Source organism: Aeoliella sp., assembly GCF_965227375.1.
Classification (GTDB): Bacteria; Planctomycetota; Planctomycetia; order Pirellulales; family Lacipirellulaceae; genus Aeoliella.
The window spans coordinates 589,465-608,395 of sequence record NZ_CBDDFX010000001.1; the positions used below are offsets into that span (position 1 = coordinate 589,465).

An 18,931-nucleotide genomic window follows, 5' to 3' on the forward strand; every position below is an offset into this window, starting at 1 on the left:
AGTGCACCGCGAGCCGGGAGGAAACTACTTCACCCGTTCTTCATACGCCGAAAATCGCGAGCGACCAGCGCCGCGTCGCGAGCGGCAGCAGAAGCATTAGCGCCAGCAGCACAGTCCGTGGTTCGGGCACTTGCTGCGACGAGTGCGCGGCCAGGCTGGCTGCGGTGGGGTTGAAGTTGGCCTTCCAGGTGTCGTAGTCGCCGGAATCGACCATGCCGGAGCCGTCGGTGGTGCTGCCGGGTGGTAGCACCGAGTCGTCGGCGCCCAGTTGGTTGCGCCATACGATGTAGTCGGCCAGGTTCACCACGCCATCGTCGTTGAAGTCGCCGGGCACGCCTGTTGGCGGCACCAGCAATAGGCCAGCGCCGGTGAGTTGCGTGGTCGTGTTGTCCGCGCCTGATCCAATGCCGCCCCAAGTGCCACCCGCGACGGGCGATCCGTCGATCAGTAGCGAGGCGACTGTGGTTGTGCCGGCGAAGTCGAGTTGCAGCGTCGCGCCGGCCGACAATAGCACGTTGGCTTCGTCGTCGACCATCAGGTCGTCCAGCACCAGCGTCCCTTGGGCAACGTCGATGTCGCCGGCGTATTGTGTCGCCGAAGTGAGCCGCAGTGCGCCCGGCCCGTCTTTGGTGAAGTTGCCACCTACGATCGGCACATCGACGGAGAGATCGACCAAGGCCGCACCGTTGCCGATGTGCAGCGTGCGGTCGACGCCGCCCAAGTTCAGCTGCGCTGCCGGACCGGCGAGGCCGCTCGCCTCGATCACGGCCGCAGCGCCGTCGAGAGGATTCAAAGCGATGTCGCCCAGCACGTCGACCGTCGCCGCCTCGCTAGCGATGCGAGCGAGCATCAGGGTGTCGAACGAAAGCGTACCGCCGATCGAAAATGTCTCGGTCGCGTCGACCAAAAGGGTGTGAACGCTCAAGCTCGCTCCGTCGGCGAGCGTAACCGGCGCGTAGAACTCGGCCGAGTAGGGAGTCGAATCCTCCGAAGGCACGTAGCCCACCGTGAGCGATCCGCCGGTGATATCGAGCGACTCGTGCACCTGCAGCTTGCGAATGGTGTGCGCGCCGGAGGCGAGCGTCACGGTAATGTCCGCGTTGGGACGGTCGAGGATCACCGTATCGTCGGCAGCTGGTAGTCGAACGGTCGGCAGCGTGGTTGGCGAAGCCGGCGCGAGCTGTCCTGGAGCCTGCACCGGCGCGGTGGGCGGAGTGCCGCTGTTCCAGTTGGCCAGATCGGTCCACTGGCCATTTTGGTCGTCCATCCACAGCGCAGGCACTAGGTGGTCTTTGAGGAACTCCATACCGCCTTGGGCCACGTTGAAATCTAGGTTGCTGTTGCCGTTGTTGAAGCTGTTGAGCCGGCCGGTGCTGGCGTACTGCCAGAACGCCCACGGGTGTTGGGTGCCGCCGTCGTCCCATGGACCATAAAAACCGTTGAAGGAATCCTTGGGGTGGGCTGTTTGCACTTCGCCGGAATTGGGCGAGCTTTGGTAGGCGTAGCGGGCGTCCCACAACACGGGAAACGAATCGACCACCTGCTGGCGAAGCGAAGGCGAAACACCTTGCAGCAGCACGGAGTAATTGCCGTTGATGTACATCACGGGGCGGACGCCCGTCTGCTGGTAAACTCGATCAGAGAAGTCGATGGAAAATTGCGCGATCTCGGTAGCGGTCCGTTCGTTCTGCCCGCTTTCCAAATCGAACACCGGCAGCAAGTAACCCGGCCGCATCCACGCGCCGGCCATCTCGAGAAAGTGATTCGCCTCGTCGGTTCCCGTGTTGGCGATGCCATTTGTATTCGGCGTCGACTCCACCACGTCCAACCGCGCGAAGTGGTACGGCCCCGCCAGCAACCCGGCGGTCGTCGCGCGGTTGATGTTGCGGGCGAAGTAGGGATCGTCGTACCGCTGCGAGAGAGTGAAGTCGTCGTTGTCGTTCGACGGGTACCCGCCCTGTCGTTTGTCCACGCCGGTGGTGCCGCCGCGACTCGATCGAATGAACACGAACCGGCGGTTCTCGACGTTGTAGATGTTGTTCCAGGTGGTCTGGCTGATGGTGCCCTGCCACCGCGACACATCGAGTCCCAGCACGCGATCCTGAGCGGCGGCCGAGCCCGCGCCCAACAGTCCCATCACCAGCACTAGCACTACTAGGCACCGCGCTGGTGCCTGTTTGCCCACGGAAGCTCTTTCCGCCATCGAACCCATTGGATTATGGTTGCCTCTCACTGAGTTGCCGAACTGCGGGGTGACCTTTGATTCTATCCTGGACGATCACGCCGGGACTATGCAAAGACGCGCACGGAACTCGTCGCTTTGCCACTTGCGGCAAGCCTCGCGAGCGGTACGTGGCAACTCGAATCCCCTCAAAATGTGCGTTCGAGGTGGTCGCACTCAGCACGTCTTGCCACTGCCGCACAATCGGTACAACCGTTCCGGCAAATTCGCGTTTCTTGCTACGCGAGAGCTTTACGGTCGCATCGGGCTCAATCAGCATGGGTCGTATGGACCGCAATGATTCTCTACCCGCGTTTCTCGAACAACTGCCGCACAACACCGTGGGGTGGTTGCTGGTTGTTGGCCTCTCGCTGGTGACCGCCGCGCAGTTCTTTACCATGGTGCCGGTCATGCTGGGCGTGGCCGTGCTGATGCTTGGTTCCACGCTCGCCGTGCGCGACCGGGTGCCGCCGCAGTTGCGGCTCTTGGCGATGAGCACGAATCTGATCGTCTACCTGCTGCTGTACGGGCTGTTCTTCGGCGCGCTGGTGCACCAGGCCACGCTGTGGGTGCCGATCGCCCCGCCTTGGTTCCGGCTCACCGACCTTGGCGCAAGTTTGTGGCTGGTAATTCTCAGCCTGCAAGTCGGCGTGCGGCAGATTCAAGCCGCGCAGTAGCCCGGGCCTCGCTGCCAGCACTCGCATCGGGCCGGTAGGTCGTGCGATTGACGTTCTCGCATTTCGGCAACTTGCGTAGAATACGGCTCCACAGGTTACGTAGGTATCCCACGTAGATTGGAGCTTTGCCACGGATGGTTCCCGTACGTCTTTTCCGTTTCTCAATTGGTACGTTGCTGGTCGCGATCACGTTGCTGGCGGTCGTAGCCGCCTACGCGGTCCGCCAGCGCGGCGATCGCACGCTCACCGAGACGGGCCGAGACCTCGACATCGCCATCATCGGCGATGGACTCTTTGAATTCTCTGAAGGCGATTCGGGGAAGGTCTACTCCCGCGATGGGCGACTGTCCGTCAACGCGGACGGCCAGTTGGTCCACAAGCAGTCGGGTCGGGTCTTACAGCCACCGATATCGATTCCCATGGACGCCCAGCAGGTACTGGTAACGCCGGACGGGGAATTCTGTTTTCAGGACACCGACATGGGCAACTGGTATCAAAGCGACCAGCTACAGTTGGTGATGTTCAATCTGAACGAAGACCAGTTGGTTCCGTGCGGCGACGGGTTCTTTCGCCCTGGTCCAAACAGCACGACTCCGATGAGTGTGACCCCGGGCGACCATGGCAGCGGTAGCATCCATGCGGGATGGCACGAACATCGCCGTAGCCCTTCTCTGCTGCTGTTCCTCTGCGTACCGGTGGCCGTGGCCTGTGGCCTCACCGCATCGTTGGTGTTTACACCCGGCCGCATGAAGTAGCGTTGCTACTCGGCGTCGAGCTTCACCCACTCGCTGTCGGCAACGTGCGATTGACGCTTCATCGACGCGCCGCCGATCATCAGCAGGCGGCCCTCGCCGGCCGGAAGCAACCGGTGGAAGAAACGCTTGTCGGCGTGCTTGGCCACTTCTTGCCACTCGTCGAGATCGTCCGACAGCGTGTACACGATGCCCGAGCTGCCGCTGACGTAAAGCTTGCCTTCGTGATTCCAGGCCGAAACGCCAAAGCCCTGCATGCCGTCGCCGGGTAGCTCGGGCAGGGTGCGCCACTCGCCGGATTCTAGATCGAGCGCGTCGACCTGTCGGCTGATGGCGCCGGCTTCGTCGATGCCGCCCATCACGACTAGCGTGTTGCCAACGTGCGAGGCAGCCAGCGCGCGGCGAACGAACGGCGGCTGCGGCAATTCCTGCCAGCCTTCTTCAGGGTGTTCGAGATTCAGCTTCAGCGCGGTCTCGCTCCACACCCCGTCGGGCGTGCCTTCGAGGCTCCAGCCACCCACCACGTACAGCACCCCGTCGATCACCACTGCGTCGTGCGAGCTGCGGGCGGTGGGCATCGATGGCAGGTCGCTCCACTCTTTGCTGGCTGGGTCGAACACGGCCACTTTGTCGACCGAGTGCATATCCTCGTCCTCGCCCTGAGCGTTGTGCGAAAACACGCCACCCACGCGATAGACGCGGCCTTCGTGGGGCACCAAAGCCAAACCTTGCACAGGATCCTGCATCGGCAGCTCCTGCCACTCGCCACCGGCCAGCGGCATGCGGACAAAGCGTCGCGAGTAGTGCTCCTTCGAGTGAGCGTGAGCCTTGCCGGTGTGACCGCTGTAAACGTACACGTAGTCGTCAGCCACGGCGGCGCCGAAACTAGTGACCGCTTCGGGTAGCGGCTTCAAGGCCGATGGCACGGGTGGCTCCTTGCTGGCGGTCTTTTCCTTCTCGTCCGACTCCTCTTCTTCGGTGGCTTTGGCCGAAGTGTCGACCGTGAGCGTCAGGTAATTCGACACGGTGGTGTACTTCTCGCCATCCACCTCGCCCTCTTTCTTGTCGGTCACACCAACGGTGAAACCGAGCTTGCCTTCCGCCAGGTTGTAGAACTTGGCAACACCGTCCTTGCCGGTCTTCTTGTCGGCGTTCTCGCCGTCGGGCGTGGCGACCATCACACTGGCGTCGGCCACTGGCTTGCCGTCACGGGTCACCGTGATCGCGATGCCCTTGTCGATGAGCGAAGGTCGTGCGTCGATCGCAAAACCCTTGGCCGCCTTGTCGGCTTCGAGCTTCGCCGCTTGCGTCACGTTGCCCGCGTAGTGCTTCACGTAGTAGATGAGCAGCGTGCCGTGATAGTTGCCGTAGTTACAGGTGGTGGTCAGCACGCCGGTCGAAACGGTATCGGGCTGACTCTTGCGGCCAACGTACTCCTTGGTTTCTACCGCTTCGAGCTCCAGTTGCTGGGGCTCGTCGCCTTTGGCCTTGAGCAGCACCTCGGCTTTGCCAACCACTTCGGGCATGCGGTAGTCCATCGCATGCGGCGATTCGTTGAAGAACAACAACGCCCGACCTTCCTCATCCGAGGAGAGCCAGGGGAAGTGCGCGTGCGAGGAAGAAGCAACAAGCATCAATCCGATAACGGCAACCGGGAGGATACGAGTGAGCATAGTCTGTTCTCTACAGGAAGATTGTAAACGGGCAGGAGGGGATTGGCAGGCGAGTAGCTTGCCGAAGTCAGTCGAGTACCGGAGGCGTCTCGCCCCCAGCGCGGGTCACTAGGGCATGCAACGTATCATAATCGATCGTGTCGGCGATGAAGTGCACCGATCCATCGACCAGCACAAATTGTGCTCCCCCATTGTGATCGCTTCCGAAAACACGGCGGCTCCGATTCTGAAACCACTCGGTTTGATTGTACGATACCAACTGGTAATCGCGGTAGTATTGCCAGTCGATGTGGCCCCAGGAAAGCGCCCAATAGCCCTCGGCCCACTGGTGATCGCCCCAGCGGACATCGCCCACCCGCTTGGCGCAGTTATCCCACTTGAACTTCTCGAAGCGGTAGTTGGTCTCACCCGCCAGCAGGGTATTCGAAGCCCCATCGGTGATGCGCCGCATCCCCAAACGATAGGAGCCGTCGGATCGAGGCATGACGAACGCACCGTCCATCTCGTCCAGTTTGTTGGCATCGTACTCGGTTCTGGTGCTAATCATGTAGCTGCCGGCTGCTAGCACTTCGTCGCAATCGATCGCCGGCTTGGGGCGAGGGAGGAACATCGAAGGGCACAAGTAAACCGGCAACGTGTTGGAAGTGATCTGCAGGTTCGGCTCGGCCACTACCGATTTGGTCTCGTCGTACAACTCGGCAGCCGCGGATTGCTCGAGGAACGGGAGCAGAATGACAAACGTGCTGCCCGCTTGCTCGAACGTGCTCCCCGTGTTGGGCGGGGGCAAGTGGCCATTGGTCGATTCGTACAGCGCGGTGGCCAACCCGATCTGCTTCAAGTTGTTCTGGCAACTCATCCGACGCGCGGCCTCGCGCGCCGCCTGCACGGCCGGCAACAAGATGGCCACCAGGATGCCGATGATGGCGATCACCACCAGCAGCTCCACCAGCGTAAATCCGTCGATCTTTCGTTTGGCGAGCACGACTATTTCCTTGATCTTAGTGACGGCTTGGCGAACCAATTTACCCAACTGCAGAACGCCAAGGTAAGTCCCACAATCCCGCACAGCTGCACGCCCGACGGCTCGGGCACGGCAACTGCGCCCACTGCCCCGGCGGGCGGTGTGCCCGCCCCCAGGTTGTTTCGCCATACGGAGAAATCGGCCAGGCCAACAAGTCCGTCGCCATTGCCATCGGCTCCGGAGAACGCTTCGACGCTAGCGCCGAAGCTCGACTTCCACTCGAGGTAATCCTGCTGGTCGACGAATCCGTTGCCATCGTAGTCGCCGGCAAGCGCAAGAATCGAATACTCGATGGTGAGTGTCGCCGCGTCGCGAAGGCCCAAGGAGACCGCGGGATGGTCCTTGGAATAGAAAGCGGGAAAGTCGCCATCGTCGCCGGTGTGGCCACTGCTCACTTCGTGCAGCGACGAGATCATCACACTCACCTGCCCCTCGGACAAACCTTGCTGGAAGTACTCCCGCACGCCCGGCACGTCGAGGTCGATGTCGAACTCGAAGGTCGGCATCCCGGTAAGCAACTGCCCCGCCGAGGCTCCCTCGACCGTACCGATGGCCCACGGCGCGGGGTTCCAAGCGGGGGTCGTCAGCTCAACCAGCTCGTACTCCCCGCCTTGCTCGACGAAGATGCCTTCGCCGCCGGGGCTATTGAACACGTTGCCCAGCGAACCATCGGGGCGCTCGCCGAGCGGATAGATGTTGTAAGCAAACGAACCGCTACTAGTCGCGGGGCTCGCTTCTTCAAACTCCGGCGTCTGCGCATCGTTCGGGCCGAAGCCGAACTTCGTGTAGCCGTTGCCGAAGCCTACTCCGTACAACTCGATCGGCCGGCCGGCGTCGTCCGTGCCGCCGGTGATCTGGTCGACGTAGTCACGCGTCGGGTCGTAGTAAACCTCGGCGCCGTTGTCGATCAACTGCGCCGTGAAGCGAATCGAGTCGATCTGGTACTGGCCAGGGGCGACTTGCGGAATCGCGACCTCCGGCAACGAGGTGTCGAACGCCAGCGCGAACACACCGCTGCGCGACTGCAGCGGCCCACCCGATTGTGTGCCCCCCACCCCAAGTGAGGCGAAGGTCGACATCGAGTCTTTGAACCCTTGGCTCGACTCGCCCTGGTGAATCCAGCGGTCGAGTTGCGGGGTGTCCCAATAGGCGCTGGTTGCCGCAGCGGTGGCCGAAGCCATCCCCAACTGCATTAACCAAGTAAGGCACCAAACCCGTCGTGACATCTTCAATTCTCCACGAATGATCCTGGGAGTGGTGAAACTACGACTGCAGCCGGGCGCGCCGTTGACGCACGAAACCCAGCGCTACGAGACCGACGCCCAACAAGGCGATGGTAGACGGTTCGGGAATCATGCGAACCTTGTCGATGTCGAATGTCACCACTTGGTCGACGTGGCCCAGAGCATCCGGCACCGAAACGCCCAACTGCACGCGACCGATGTCGCTGAACACGCTGTTGTAGAATTGAAAGGTTGGTGGACCTTCGAGAATCAAGAAGGGGTTGTGGAAGCGGCGAACGGAGAACCTAAGCTCCGTCCACTCCCCAGCGATGACGGGAACCGGCTTGATGATCACGGCCGCGGGATGGTTCGCCGGAGTAGCAAGCCGGGCGAAGAAGTTCAGCGCCAGCGGAGCGCCGGTGATCGGGTCGGTGGCGTCGTGCCGGACCATCATGGAGATATCGGAAATCTCATCGTTAATCCAATTGCCGAACAAATTGCCACCGCTGGCCTGCGTCGAAGGCTCTCCCTCCACAACTTCCTTACCCCGAAAGACGATCGCCGATCCCCCCACACCAGGCTCGTTGTTCACGAAGTTATAGGTGCCCGAGGCATAGCTGCTGCCATCCGGACCACCCGATGCCTGATGGGTGACGAGCGCCGACCCGCCGGTGCCAGGCGAGTTGAGCCAGTAGGAGTGATCGGTGGGGAAATCTTCGACGAAGCCGATCGAGGCTGCGGAAGCAACATTAACAGCGGCGACCGCGCTCAGTAAGAAACCAACGCCAGCAACAAAACAACGACTCATTACACTTCTCCAAAACTGAGCTCTGCTAAACGGGGAGGTCATCACAGCTTCAACGTCTTAAGCATCCAACCAAGGCGGGATCCGCGAGGCAGAGCTGATCTCTCACGGACAGGTGGACCAAGGGGTGCGGTCGCTGGCGAGCGAATCCGATTCACTTAGCTGGCTAGGTATTGCGACTGCGTCTCAATAGCAATAAGATAACGACCGCTCACCACATGTCAACTGGTCCTTAGATCCCAATGCACCCTATAAAACAAGGCACTTCCTGATGGAGCCGCCCAAAAAACTCATATTTCTGTGTGAAAAATCCTGTGCGGATTCGTCCACCTGCTCCAGAGCAGTCCAAATGCACCGCCGGGGGTTCACCCGTGGAGCCATCGATGTACTCGAAGTCCAGCTTGCCCAAACGCCCGACGACGGGCACTTGCGCCAGGTGCGGGCCTTGCTGCTCTACCACTTGGGGCGGCTGACCGAGGCGCTTCGCGACGTCGAGCAGGCGCAGCTGCTCGTGCCGCTGGATAGCGCCACGCAGTTCGTCTACGCCGAGTGCCTGGTGCACGAAGACCACCACGAGCTGGCCGGCGATGCCTACCTTGCGCTGGCCGAGCGGTGCGAACCCGGCGACGACTTCCTGCCGCTGGTGCAGCGCGGCTTGGGTCGGCTGGGACGTTGGGAGGACGTTGCCCGACTCTGCCGACAAGCACTCGACCACACCCCCGACGACGACTGGCAGCTGTACCTGCTCAGCCGGGCTTCGTTGCACTTGGGGCAACCGGCCGACGCCGTGGTCCCGCTATTGCGCCGAGCGGTGTACCTGGCACCGGCGGTGGAGCGTTACCGGGCCGCGCTGGCGGTGCAGCTGGTCGAGCAACGACGCTGCGACGAAGCCTACCACCAGCTGCGCCAACTGCCGGTGGCCGCGCTCGATGGCATCTGCTGCAAGGGCTGCTTGCGGCGACTACTCGAACTCGCCATGGCCTATGGCGATTCGCCAAGGGCCGCGGCGTTTGCGGCGCAGCTTGCTTCGTTCGTTCCGCAGTCGACCGCCGATGGAGGCTCCCATCATGACTGACGCACCCGAGGCGAACGACCCAGCGGAGCAAACCCCTCGGCAGATCGAGTCTGCCGAACTGCTCCACGGCGCGCGCGAAGTGATCATCGTCCACGCCGGCCAGAGCTATCGGCTCTTGGTGACCAAGAACGACAAACTCATCCTGCAGAAGTGACCTGCAAAAACCGCTACTGCGCCAGCACTTTGCCGGGCTCCACGTCCGCCTTGCCCGGCACCGCGAAGCGGCCGTAGTTCTTGCTGCAGCGGTTGTATTCCGTGGCGAATGCGTCGGCATCTTCTGGCGTGAACTGCCGATCGATGGTGCGTTTGAAGTCCTTGAACTCGTACACGTGCACCACGTAGTTTGCCACGGGCTCGGTGCGACCGTACTCGTCCGCTTCCGTGCCCTCCGCAGGCGCTTCGGCTGCCTCGGCCGGTGCTTCTGCAGGCGTGTCGGCCGGCTTCGAGCTTTCCACGGGCTCTTCGACCTTCTCCGCGACTTCTTCTACTGGCGGCTCGTCGTCGAAGATCTCCTTCTGCTTCTTGGTGCTGCGGGTCGACTTCTTGGCGGGAGCTTTCTTCTTGCTCGTCTCCGCCGGCTTTTCGTCCGCAGCCTCTTCCTTAGCCGCCTTGGCCTTGGTGGTCTTCGACTTCTTTGGCGCAGCCTTCTTGGTGTCGGTCTTCGCCTTGGCCGGAGTCTTCTTCGCGGGAGCTTTCTTGGCGGGGGCCTTCTTCGCTGGGGCTTTCTTCGCCCTGGACTTCGGCTTCTTCTCCACCACTTCCTCTTCCTCGGGCTCTTCGGCTACCTCAGCCTCGTCCTCTTCTTCGTACTCATCTTCCTCTTCGTACTCGTACTCGTACTCTTCGCCGTCTTCGTATTCGTCGTCGTCAACGAATTCGTAGTCGCCATCGTACAGGTCGTCGTCGTCTTCGGCTGGCATAGCAAGCAGCTTTTGGCTGAGGGCTGGAGGTGGGGACGAACAGATATTACCCTGTCCCCGCGAGAAACCAACAGTATCTGGCTATTCGCCCGCGCCGTCAACGTGGCACCCGGATGCCCGCTGCCATTTATCGACGTTTTAGCGGTGCGAGTTGTCGGCCGTGGTGCTTTTGACCACCTGGCTGCGGGCGATTTCCAGGGCTTTGCTCAGGGCGGTGTCCTGATCGGTGCCGCGGTAGGCGGCCGCGTGGGCTCCTTCCGGCAAGCCGTTGGCCCGTCGCACGACGATATCGGGTTGCACTCCGACCTGGCTGATGGGCTTTCCGTTAGGAGAGAAAAATTTGGCGGTTGTCAGGCGAATACCGGCCCCGCCGTAGCCAAGCGGAAAGATACCCTGCACCGAGCCTTTGCCGAAGCTCCGCTCGCCCACTACCGTGCCCCGGCGGTTGTCGCGGATGGCCGCGGCGAAGATCTCGCTCGCACTGGCGCTCTGATCGTCAATCAGCACCACCAGCGGAACCCGCCAGGTGCCAGCCCGGTGAGCCCGGTAGTCGAAGTCCTCGCCGGCACTGCGACCGCGAGTCGAGACGATTCGTCCCTGGGCCACGAACTTGTCGGCCAATTCCACGCTCGAGGTCAGCAATCCACCCGGGTTGCCACGCAGGTCGAGCACCAACGTCCGCATTCCCTTGGCGTGCAGATCCCACAGGGCCTGCTCCAGGTCGCGGCTGGTGGTCTTCTGAAACACCGGCACGCGAGCGTAAGCCACGCCGTACGACGCGTCGACAATCTCCACGTCCTCCAGGCTTGGCACATCCACGTGCTCGCGACGCACGTCCGCGTCGAACGCCGGACGACCGAGACCGTTGGTCTTGGCTGGCTCCACATGCACCCGGACGTAGCTGCCCTCTTCGCCGGTCAACATGCCTGCCGCTTCGTCGGTGGTCATCGCGGTGATGTTCTTGCCATCGATCATGGTGATCGTGTCGCCCGACTGAATGTTGGCACGCTCGGCCGGGCTGTTGGGAATCACGCTTACGATCTCCAAGCCGCCGCTGGCCGCGGCCTTTAGCTCGACACCCAGCCCGACGAAGTTGCCTTCGATCTGCGAGTAGATCTCACGCAGTTGATCGCCCGACAGGAACGCCGAGTAGTGATCCAAGCTGCCAGCGGCTGCCGCGGTGAACTCCATGGCGATCGCCGTGCGGCTCAAACCGAGTTGCTGCGAAGCAATCTGTGCAACTTGCTGCTCCACGGCGATGGCTGCTTCTCGCGTGGTAACTTGCCGATTGCGGAGCGGGCCGTAAATCGCCCGGCGTGCTTGCAGGATGGTAGCCGTGTCGGCGTTGACTCCGTTGTGACGCAGAAAGTTGGTCTTGGTGAGCGCCACGTCGACCGATTGCACACCGCGCTGCGCCAGCATGCTCCACGGCGGAGTATCCACGTAGTGCGATTCGATCTTGCCCATCAACTCGCCGTACAAGTCGTTGGCTTGCGTCACGTCGAGCGTCGTCACCGCGTCGAGGAAACTGTGATCGACGTAGCGACGCTCCACACCATAATGCAGTCGGGCGATGCCGAATCGCTCGGCCAGCTTGCGGTCTTCGGGGTGCTTCCGCACGGCTTCTTCATACAGCGCCAGGGCGTCGCCCCAACGGTGTTGTCCTTCCAACTCCTTACCTTGCGTAAGGAGCTTGGAAATCGCTTGAGGCATCGCCTCGCTGCTAATGGCGACCGAGTCGCCCTGAGCCCGAACCACACTCGTGGTTGTAAGGACTGTGAGGCCTACAACCAGAGCGGCGAAGAGTCGGGTGATCGCGCTAGGAAGCGTTTGACGCATACTGTTTCGTTCCGTCTATTAATCGCGAATGGCTGGGCAGCGATGGCCAAGGGGCCACAGCGAGTCCAACCGAGCGGGGCAGGTTGCCAGACCGGAGCTAGGGACATAACCCGGGGGCACAAGCGAATATAGGCCACGAAATGGGGGTGGTCAAAAAAACTGCCACCACAAAATTCACAGCTCTTTCATGCAGTGTGCCGCACGATCCGTACAAGCGCCTTATTGCTCTTGTCCGAACTGCAGATTAGTGGTCCCGTGCCACTTTGCCGGAGCCTGCCGACCTTATCGATTGTCCGGATTCCACCGAACCTGTCGACAAAACCGCTCTTGAAAAGGCGTCGTGCCAGAACGGCCAGAGACGTCACTATCCCCGGCCCTCGATGCCGACGGAGCTGAGAAGTTGCCGCTCCGTGGCTGTGCCTAATAGTACGCCCAACTGTCCACCAAGGTTCGCGCGTTCGCAACGCGGAGCCAAGTGTAGCTCCGGCTAACTGGGGCACTACAGCGTAACTCGTTACTCCGCAAGCACTTGGAGTTTTGGTCCACCCTAGGCCCAAAACACCCCCGAGTCGCTTCGCGCATCTCGTTACACCGCTTGCAGTTACAGTTTTGCCCCAATTGCCCCACAACCGGTTACTCATCCACTGGCCCAAAACTCCCACTACAAATCCGCCTAGCGTTTCCATAACTCCTTTCAAATCAACAAGTTACAAAACACTTCCTATCTAAGAGCCAAAGAGTTTTGGGCCCCGGTTAACCGCAGGTGGACCAAAACGATAGTAGCCGTTCGCTCCGCCGAACAAGCTCCAACATCACCACGACGCTCATTTCCGACGACCAGTAGATCCTCGGCTATGAGACGACCTACTCACCCTACCCGCTTACTCACCTACTCCACCCAACCAACCTATACACAAGTTCACTCACCCCCATTAGACCAAACCCCTGTAAGAATTCAACCACCATTGTAGCTCGACTCTCCGAGTCGAAACCGTACTACGGCCGCCTCGGCCGTAGAAACCCAACCCGCGACCGCTACGGCCGAGGCGGCCATAGTACGCAACGCAACAATCCCTTCAGGTCGACATTAGTGTCTTTCGCCTACTAGCAAACATTTACCAGCGGCCAAGATCCTGCTATAGTGACTGTCGTCGGCAGCGCCATCTGGGGCAGCGCACCGACTCCCATCAAACAACCACGGATGCGAATCTTACTACTTGCGCTTGCCACCGCACTCTCCATGGCGGTCCCCATTGAGCCTCTTCTCGCTCAAGCGTTCACGAACGACAACGATGGCCTACTCGACGTGGGCGAGGCGCCGGGGTTTCCGACCGATCCTGGCAGGTTCATCCAGACGTTGTTCTTAGATGACCTTGGCATCGAGGACCTTGATGGGACCAATCTGCTGATCAAAGTGCGCCGCCTTTACCTGGGGAGTAACTACATTGCTAGCATCGAGCAGGGAGACTTTTATGGAATGAACAAATTGCAGACTCTCCACTTAGGAAACAGCTTTATCACCAACATTAGTCAGGGTAGCTTTGATGGGCTGATGGAGTTGCGAGTCCTCGGCTTGCAACGCAACTCTATCGCCAGCATCGAGCTAGGGACCTTCGACGGGCTGACTAACCTGCGGACGCTCGACTTGGGCAATAATGCCATCAACAGCGTCCAGCTGGGAGGATTCGACGGACTGAACAACTTGGAGGATCTCGACCTAGCCAACAACGCAATTGTCAGCATCGAACAGGGAGTTTTTAGAGGACTCGCCAACCTGGAAGAATTTGACCTAAGCGGCAACACTCTTACCAACATCGAAAGGGGGGACTTCGATGGGCTAAACAGCCTGCAGGTCCTCCAATTACGGGACAACACAATCACCAGCATCCAGCAGGGGGATTTCCACGGACTTGCTCATCTGCAGCGTCTCTACTTGGATGGCAACGCCATCGCGAGCATCGAACAGGCGGGCTTTGACGGGCTGAGCAACTTGCAAACGCTCAATCTAGGCGACAACATAATCGACAGCATTGAGCCAGGGGACTTCGTTGGGCTAACGAACTTGCAGACACTACTCTTGCACAACAATGTTATTACCAGCATCGAACCCGAAGATTTCGATGGACTGAGTGGGCTACGGTCACTCTATTTGGACGGCAACGCCATCGCCAGTATCGAACCTGGAGACTTCGACGGGCTGAACAAACTGCAGACGCTATGCTTAAGGCGTAACGCCATCTCAGACATCGAGCAAGCGGACTTTGAGGGGCTAAACAACCTGCTGCACCTCTACCTGGACGGCAACACCATCGAGAGCATCGAACAGGGAGACTTCGACGGGCTGAACAAACTGCAGACGCTCAACCTAGGTAGCAATGGCATCAGCAGCATAGAACAGGGCGACTTCGTAGGGCTAAACGGCCTAGGGGAGCTCTACTTGGATCGAAATGCCATCACTGGCATTGAGAAGGGGGACTTCGTCAGACTGACTGATTTGCAGTTGCTCAGCTTATCGAGCAACCACATCGCAAACATAGAGTATAGGAGCTACGAAGGGCTGAGCAACTTGCAGGCGTTCAACTTGTGGGGCAACGACATCGCTAGTATTGAGCATGGTGGCTTCGAAGGGTTGAACAACTTGCAAACGCTCAATCTAGGCGACAACATAATCGACAGCATTGAGCCAGGGGACTTCGTTGGGCTAACTAACTTGCAGACACTACTCTTGCACAACAATGTTATTTCCAGCATCGAACCCGAAGATTTCGATGGTCTGAGTGGGCTACGGTCACTCGATTTGGACGGCAACGCCATCGCCAGTATCGAACCTGGAGATTTCGACGGGCTGAACAATCTGCGGTATCTCCACTTAGACAGCAACAAGATCGCAAGTATCGAACAAGGGGACTTCGACGGGCTATCCACGTTGCATAACCTCTACTTGGAGAACAACGTCATTACAAGCATCGAGCAGGGTGACTTTGACGGGCTGCCTGCTCTCAAGCTACTCTCCCTAGACGGCAACAAGATCGCCAGCATCGAGCAAGCGGACTTCGCTGGGCTGAGCAACTTGCAAGCGCTGAAATTAGGTGAAAACGCTATCGCCAGCATTGAGCATGGGGACTTCGACGGACTTACCAACTTGGGTAACCTCTACTTAAACGACAACGCCATCATCAGCATCGAGAGAGGGGACTTCGCTGGGCTGACCAAACTGTATTACCTCGACTTGAGCGGCAACACGATAGCCAGCATTGAGCAGGACGACTTTGCCGATCTGACCAACTTAGGCTACCTCTACTTGCAGGACAACGCCATTGCCAGCATCGAATCCGGAGCATTTGAAGGTTTTACCTTCTTGCATGATCTGGATCTTCGTTCCAATCAACTAACTAAACTGAATCTCACTGCGGCCACGTTTGAGACACTCTGGCTGGGTAGTTTTTCGTTGGACCGTGACCAGATAACATCGCTCGTGCTGGATGAGGCCAAACTGTCACGTCTTTCGTTTGATGTAATCGTCAGAGAAACGACGTCCATTATTGACGTATCCTTGATCGGACTTACGTTCACCGACGAGAACCCCAGCAACCTGGATGCACTACTCGGCATCCGCACACTCGACAACGTCTGGGTCGATCCCTTGCTTTACAATTTGTACGCCAATGAGTTTGATGCATTCGCGGCCAAGCCTGGCAACCGGGTGATCGTTGTGCCCGAGCCTTCAGCCGTGCTGCTGCTTTTGATCGGATGTATTCTGCTGGTTTATCGCCGATTGCCTACCGATGCAGGATTGCGGGAGGTTTCGGTCGTCTGATTGGCCGCCACATGGAAGCAGGCCAGCAGTGTTCGCGGGGTATGTCGCACCGGTACGCACTTCTCATCGTGGCACTGGCACTGCTGGCTCGGTTCTAACGGGCGGCAATTCCGTAGCAGTACTTGGTCTTCAAACTGGCGATAGGACTGCAACGGTCGATAAACCAGCAGTGGCACCCAGAAAAACGTCGGCGTGGGGCAGACTAGATTTCTCGGTCGGCGAGCCTCCCTTCGAAATGACACCAGTGCTACGGCCACCGGCGTGCGTAGCAACGTAGGGTGGGTGGTTCCATCGGCGAAGTCAACTTGTCTTGGCCAAGAACCTCTGTCGCCGATGGGTTCACCCACCATTCACCACGGCAGAACATGGTGGGTGAACCTGCCGGTGGATGATCGTAAATAGTGGCAAAGCACCCTGCCGGCAGAACCACCCACCCTACGGCTACTGGTCCGGCGTTAGAAATGACACCAGGAGCTACGGCCGGGGCGGCCATAGTACGGGCGAGTCCTCACTCGCCGAGAAACTCCTCCAAATCAATCCGGATGAAACTCAGCCAACGGGTGTTGAGGTCGTTTTCGGGCATGTAGCCGCGTTCGTAGATGATGTAGAGCGTTCCGTCGGGGCCGACGGCCGTGGCGGAGTAGGCGCTGCGGCCGGGGTCGATTTGTTTGGAGATGGGCCACGTGTGGCCGCGGTCTTTGCTGATGCGTAGCGTCAGGTTTTCGCGGGGGCGGCCGCCCCATTTGCGGATGGCTTGGGTCTTCGTGTGGCTGTTGGGATTGACGAATGCCAGCTGCCTTTGGTCGCTCCCGGCCGCGGCGGGGAGCCACGTCATACTGGCGTGGCAAATCGGGTCGTACAACTCGTCGACCAGTTCCGGCTCCGTCCACTGGGTCGCACCGTTGGGGCTGAAGCTCACCGCGCGGCGATACTCGGATGACTCGCTGCGGATGTTCAGCATCGCTCCGCCGTCGGGCGTGGCGACGATGATCGACTCGCTGGGATTCGGCGTGTAGTCGGTGTTGCGGACCACGATGTCGCCAGCTTGCCAAGTCTTTCCGTCGTCGTCACTGTAAACGGTGGTGACCACCGACGGCCGATGGGCGTGCGTGCCGGAGTTCGACAACCACACCGGCGCGACCAGCCGACCCGACGCGAGCTGCGCACCCGTGCCCGGGCCGGGCGCCAGGATGGTCCACTGGTAGCCGTCCTCGTCGCGCGTTTTGTCGAGCGCCGTCGTCACGTCGCGCGGCGGGCTGAAGGTCTTGCCGCCGTCGGTGCTTTGGCGGTGCCATAGCTTGGCGTAGTCGGTCTGGTAGAGAAAGTGCACCGTTTGCCGATCGGCGCGGGCCACGATGGCCGTGGCGTTGTCGACCACACTGCCCTGGCCCGAGACGAACACCTCGGGCGGTGTCCACGTGCGACCGCCATCGGTGCTGCGGCGCAGCAGCAAGTCCATGTCGGCCCAGTCACTGGTCTTCCGCCGCGCGCTGGTCCACACCAGGATGCTGCCATCACCGGTGACGACCATCGATGGAATGCGTATCGACGTGTACTCCTTGCCCGGCCCGACGCCCACTTCGTACAAGTCGACCGGCTCGGAAACGCCAAGTGGGAACGCCGCGCTGACCAGACCGGCCGCATCGCTCCAATGCAATTTCAACCGCACAAACGCCAGCTCGCGCCAGTAGGCGGGACTCCCTTCGGGGCCGCGCTCATAGATGATGCCGATCGTACCGTCGGGAAAGGTGACAATGTCCGAGTAGGAACTGGTGTAAGGATAAATGGTTTGCGGCTCGCTCCACGTACGGCCTTCGTCGAAGCTGACGTGCATCGACAGATTGCGGCGACCGTACGGATGCTGCTCCTCGCGAACCTGGCTCGATGGCAGCGTTACCAGCAGTGCGTCGCGACCGTCGTGCGTGTAGCGATGCGTGGCGGCGTGTACTTGAGGATTCACCAGCGTGCGATCGTCGCGTCGATCGTACCAGGTATCGCCCCCGTCGTCGCTATAGGCAATGATGCGGGCGATGCGATCGGGGCGGTGACGGTTGTTGCTGTCGCGCGAGTTGAGCATCAGCCGTCCGCCCGCCAGTTCGACGATCTGCGCCTCGTTGCCATGGCGAATCGACGACTTGCTGTGCTGCCACGATTGGCCGCGATCGTCCGTGTACAGGGCAAACGTTTCCTGAGCCGGTTTGCCGTCGCGCATCACGTTCAAACGAAACGGCACCACGATCCGCCCCGTGTGCGGGCCCTCGCTGATCTCGACGGCCGCCGACCCACAACCGATGCCGTACCGCTGGTGCCAATTGTGCTTCCACCGGCGGGACTTCTCCTTTTGGTTGGCGGCCGACTCCGGGCCAGGGTTCTCACCACCCGCGAAGCGGTCCCACTCGGGCTCGACAAACTGGTCGTGAATCGAGCGCAAGTCCGACCAAGTATGGCCGCTGTCGTCGCTATGCATCACGACGAAATCGCGGCGGTCGCGAACAAAGAACAACCAGATGCGGCCCTTGGAATCGACCAGCGGCGTAGCGTCGGAGTTGGCGTAAAAGTGCTCGGTGTAGAGTTCTCGAATGTCGCCCCAGGTGCGCCCTCCATCGGTGCTTCGCCGCATGACGATGTCGGTGTCGCCAATGTCGCCAAACGTGGAGCTGCGCCGCTCGACGAACGCCAACAGATCGCCGTTGGGAGCCATCACCAGCGCGGGAATGCGATAGTTCGGAACCGCTTTGTCATCCGTTCCCGGGGCAGCAGGAAACGCGGTGGTTTCGAACACTTCCTCTAACGTGACCAGCGGCTCCGCGCTCGCACGACCTGCGATGGGGATCAATGAAAGAACTAACAGGGCAAATTGCGAATATCGATGAAGAAATGTACTAATGTCGTCACCTGAAAGTTGAAT

General features: G+C 60.3%; 13 protein-coding genes. 5 read left to right on the top strand and 8 right to left on the bottom strand.

Annotated elements, in window-relative coordinates; genetic code table 11:
- Positions 1-40 precede the first annotated feature (40 nt).
- On the bottom strand, positions 41-2,185 hold the full coding sequence (locus ACQK2L_RS02435; RefSeq protein ID WP_425395342.1) for a GH25 family lysozyme: 2,145 nt from the start codon (positions 2,183-2,185) through the stop codon (positions 41-43).
- 323 nt (positions 2,186-2,508) lie between these two features.
- On the opposite strand from ACQK2L_RS02435, the gene ACQK2L_RS02440 reads away from it, so the two are divergent.
- Positions 2,509-2,898: a hypothetical protein gene (locus tag ACQK2L_RS02440; RefSeq protein ID WP_425395343.1), complete on the top strand. Its 390-nt coding sequence runs from the start codon at positions 2,509-2,511 to the stop codon at positions 2,896-2,898.
- Between the two features lie 134 nt (positions 2,899-3,032).
- A complete protein-coding gene (locus ACQK2L_RS02445; RefSeq protein WP_425395344.1) occupies positions 3,033-3,653 on the top strand; it encodes a hypothetical protein in 621 nt (206 codons plus the stop codon).
- A 5-nt stretch (positions 3,654-3,658) separates the two neighbouring features.
- Here the strand turns inward: ACQK2L_RS02445 and ACQK2L_RS02450 are convergent, their stop codons facing one another.
- The 4 genes from ACQK2L_RS02450 to ACQK2L_RS02465 form a co-directional block, all read right to left on the bottom strand.
- Positions 3,659-5,323, bottom strand: a complete 1,665-nt coding sequence (locus ACQK2L_RS02450) for a kelch repeat-containing protein (RefSeq protein WP_425395345.1) — start codon at positions 5,321-5,323, stop codon at positions 3,659-3,661.
- 67 nt (positions 5,324-5,390) lie between these two features.
- Positions 5,391-6,305 (bottom strand): DUF1559 domain-containing protein, encoded by a 915-nt coding sequence (locus ACQK2L_RS02455; protein ID WP_425395346.1) that lies wholly within the window; start codon positions 6,303-6,305, stop codon positions 5,391-5,393.
- Between the two features lie 2 nt (positions 6,306-6,307).
- Complete coding sequence (locus ACQK2L_RS02460; protein ID WP_425395347.1) at positions 6,308-7,570, bottom strand: hypothetical protein; 1,263 nt, start codon at positions 7,568-7,570, stop codon at positions 6,308-6,310.
- A 37-nt stretch (positions 7,571-7,607) separates the two neighbouring features.
- Positions 7,608-8,375 (bottom strand): PEP-CTERM sorting domain-containing protein, encoded by a 768-nt coding sequence (locus tag ACQK2L_RS02465; protein WP_425395348.1) that lies wholly within the window; start codon positions 8,373-8,375, stop codon positions 7,608-7,610.
- 346 nt (positions 8,376-8,721) lie between these two features.
- Between ACQK2L_RS02465 and ACQK2L_RS02470 the strand changes: the two genes are divergently transcribed.
- Complete coding sequence (locus tag ACQK2L_RS02470; RefSeq protein WP_425395349.1) at positions 8,722-9,447, top strand: tetratricopeptide repeat protein; 726 nt, start codon at positions 8,722-8,724, stop codon at positions 9,445-9,447.
- A complete protein-coding gene (gene hemP / locus ACQK2L_RS02475) occupies positions 9,440-9,601 on the top strand; it encodes a hemin uptake protein HemP (RefSeq protein ID WP_425395350.1) in 162 nt (53 codons plus the stop codon). Before ACQK2L_RS02470 ends, hemP begins: the two co-directional genes overlap by 8 nt.
- Before the next feature lie 13 nt (positions 9,602-9,614).
- Here the strand turns inward: hemP and ACQK2L_RS02480 are convergent, their stop codons facing one another.
- Both ACQK2L_RS02480 and ACQK2L_RS02485 read right to left on the bottom strand, forming a co-directional pair.
- Positions 9,615-10,367, bottom strand: coding sequence for a hypothetical protein (locus ACQK2L_RS02480; protein WP_425395351.1), 753 nt, complete (start codon positions 10,365-10,367; stop codon positions 9,615-9,617).
- 138 nt (positions 10,368-10,505) lie between these two features.
- Entirely contained in the window at positions 10,506-12,206 is a 1,701-nt protein-coding gene (locus tag ACQK2L_RS02485) for a S41 family peptidase (protein ID WP_425395352.1), read from the bottom strand.
- A 1,240-nt stretch (positions 12,207-13,446) separates the two neighbouring features.
- Between ACQK2L_RS02485 and ACQK2L_RS02490 the strand changes: the two genes are divergently transcribed.
- On the top strand, positions 13,447-16,023 hold the full coding sequence (locus tag ACQK2L_RS02490; RefSeq protein ID WP_425395353.1) for a leucine-rich repeat domain-containing protein: 2,577 nt from the start codon (positions 13,447-13,449) through the stop codon (positions 16,021-16,023).
- A gap of 508 nt (positions 16,024-16,531) precedes the next feature.
- Here ACQK2L_RS02490 and ACQK2L_RS02495 read toward each other — a convergent pair.
- On the bottom strand, positions 16,532-18,859 hold the full coding sequence (locus tag ACQK2L_RS02495; protein WP_425395354.1) for a sialidase family protein: 2,328 nt from the start codon (positions 18,857-18,859) through the stop codon (positions 16,532-16,534).
- Positions 18,860-18,931: the final 72 nt, after the last annotated feature.

Bases quoted from the DNA above. Each gene is read 5' to 3' on its own strand.
- ACQK2L_RS02440 (WP_425395343.1), top strand. From the start codon at position 2,509: ATGGACCGCAATGATTCTCTACCCGCGTTTCTCGAACAACTGCCGCAC.
- ACQK2L_RS02445 (WP_425395344.1), top strand. From the start codon at position 3,033: ATGGTTCCCGTACGTCTTTTCCGTTTCTCAATTGGTACGTTGCTGGTC.
- ACQK2L_RS02450 (WP_425395345.1), bottom strand. From the start codon at position 5,323: ATGCTCACTCGTATCCTCCCGGTTGCCGTTATCGGATTGATGCTTGTT.
- ACQK2L_RS02460 (WP_425395347.1), bottom strand. From the start codon at position 7,570: ATGTCACGACGGGTTTGGTGCCTTACTTGGTTAATGCAGTTGGGGATG.
- ACQK2L_RS02465 (WP_425395348.1), bottom strand. From the start codon at position 8,375: ATGAGTCGTTGTTTTGTTGCTGGCGTTGGTTTCTTACTGAGCGCGGTC.
- ACQK2L_RS02470 (WP_425395349.1), top strand. From the start codon at position 8,722: ATGCACCGCCGGGGGTTCACCCGTGGAGCCATCGATGTACTCGAAGTC.
- hemP (WP_425395350.1), top strand. From the start codon at position 9,440: ATGACTGACGCACCCGAGGCGAACGACCCAGCGGAGCAAACCCCTCGG.
- ACQK2L_RS02480 (WP_425395351.1), bottom strand. From the start codon at position 10,367: ATGCCAGCCGAAGACGACGACGACCTGTACGATGGCGACTACGAATTC.
- ACQK2L_RS02485 (WP_425395352.1), bottom strand. From the start codon at position 12,206: ATGCGTCAAACGCTTCCTAGCGCGATCACCCGACTCTTCGCCGCTCTG.
- ACQK2L_RS02490 (WP_425395353.1), top strand. From the start codon at position 13,447: ATGGCGGTCCCCATTGAGCCTCTTCTCGCTCAAGCGTTCACGAACGAC.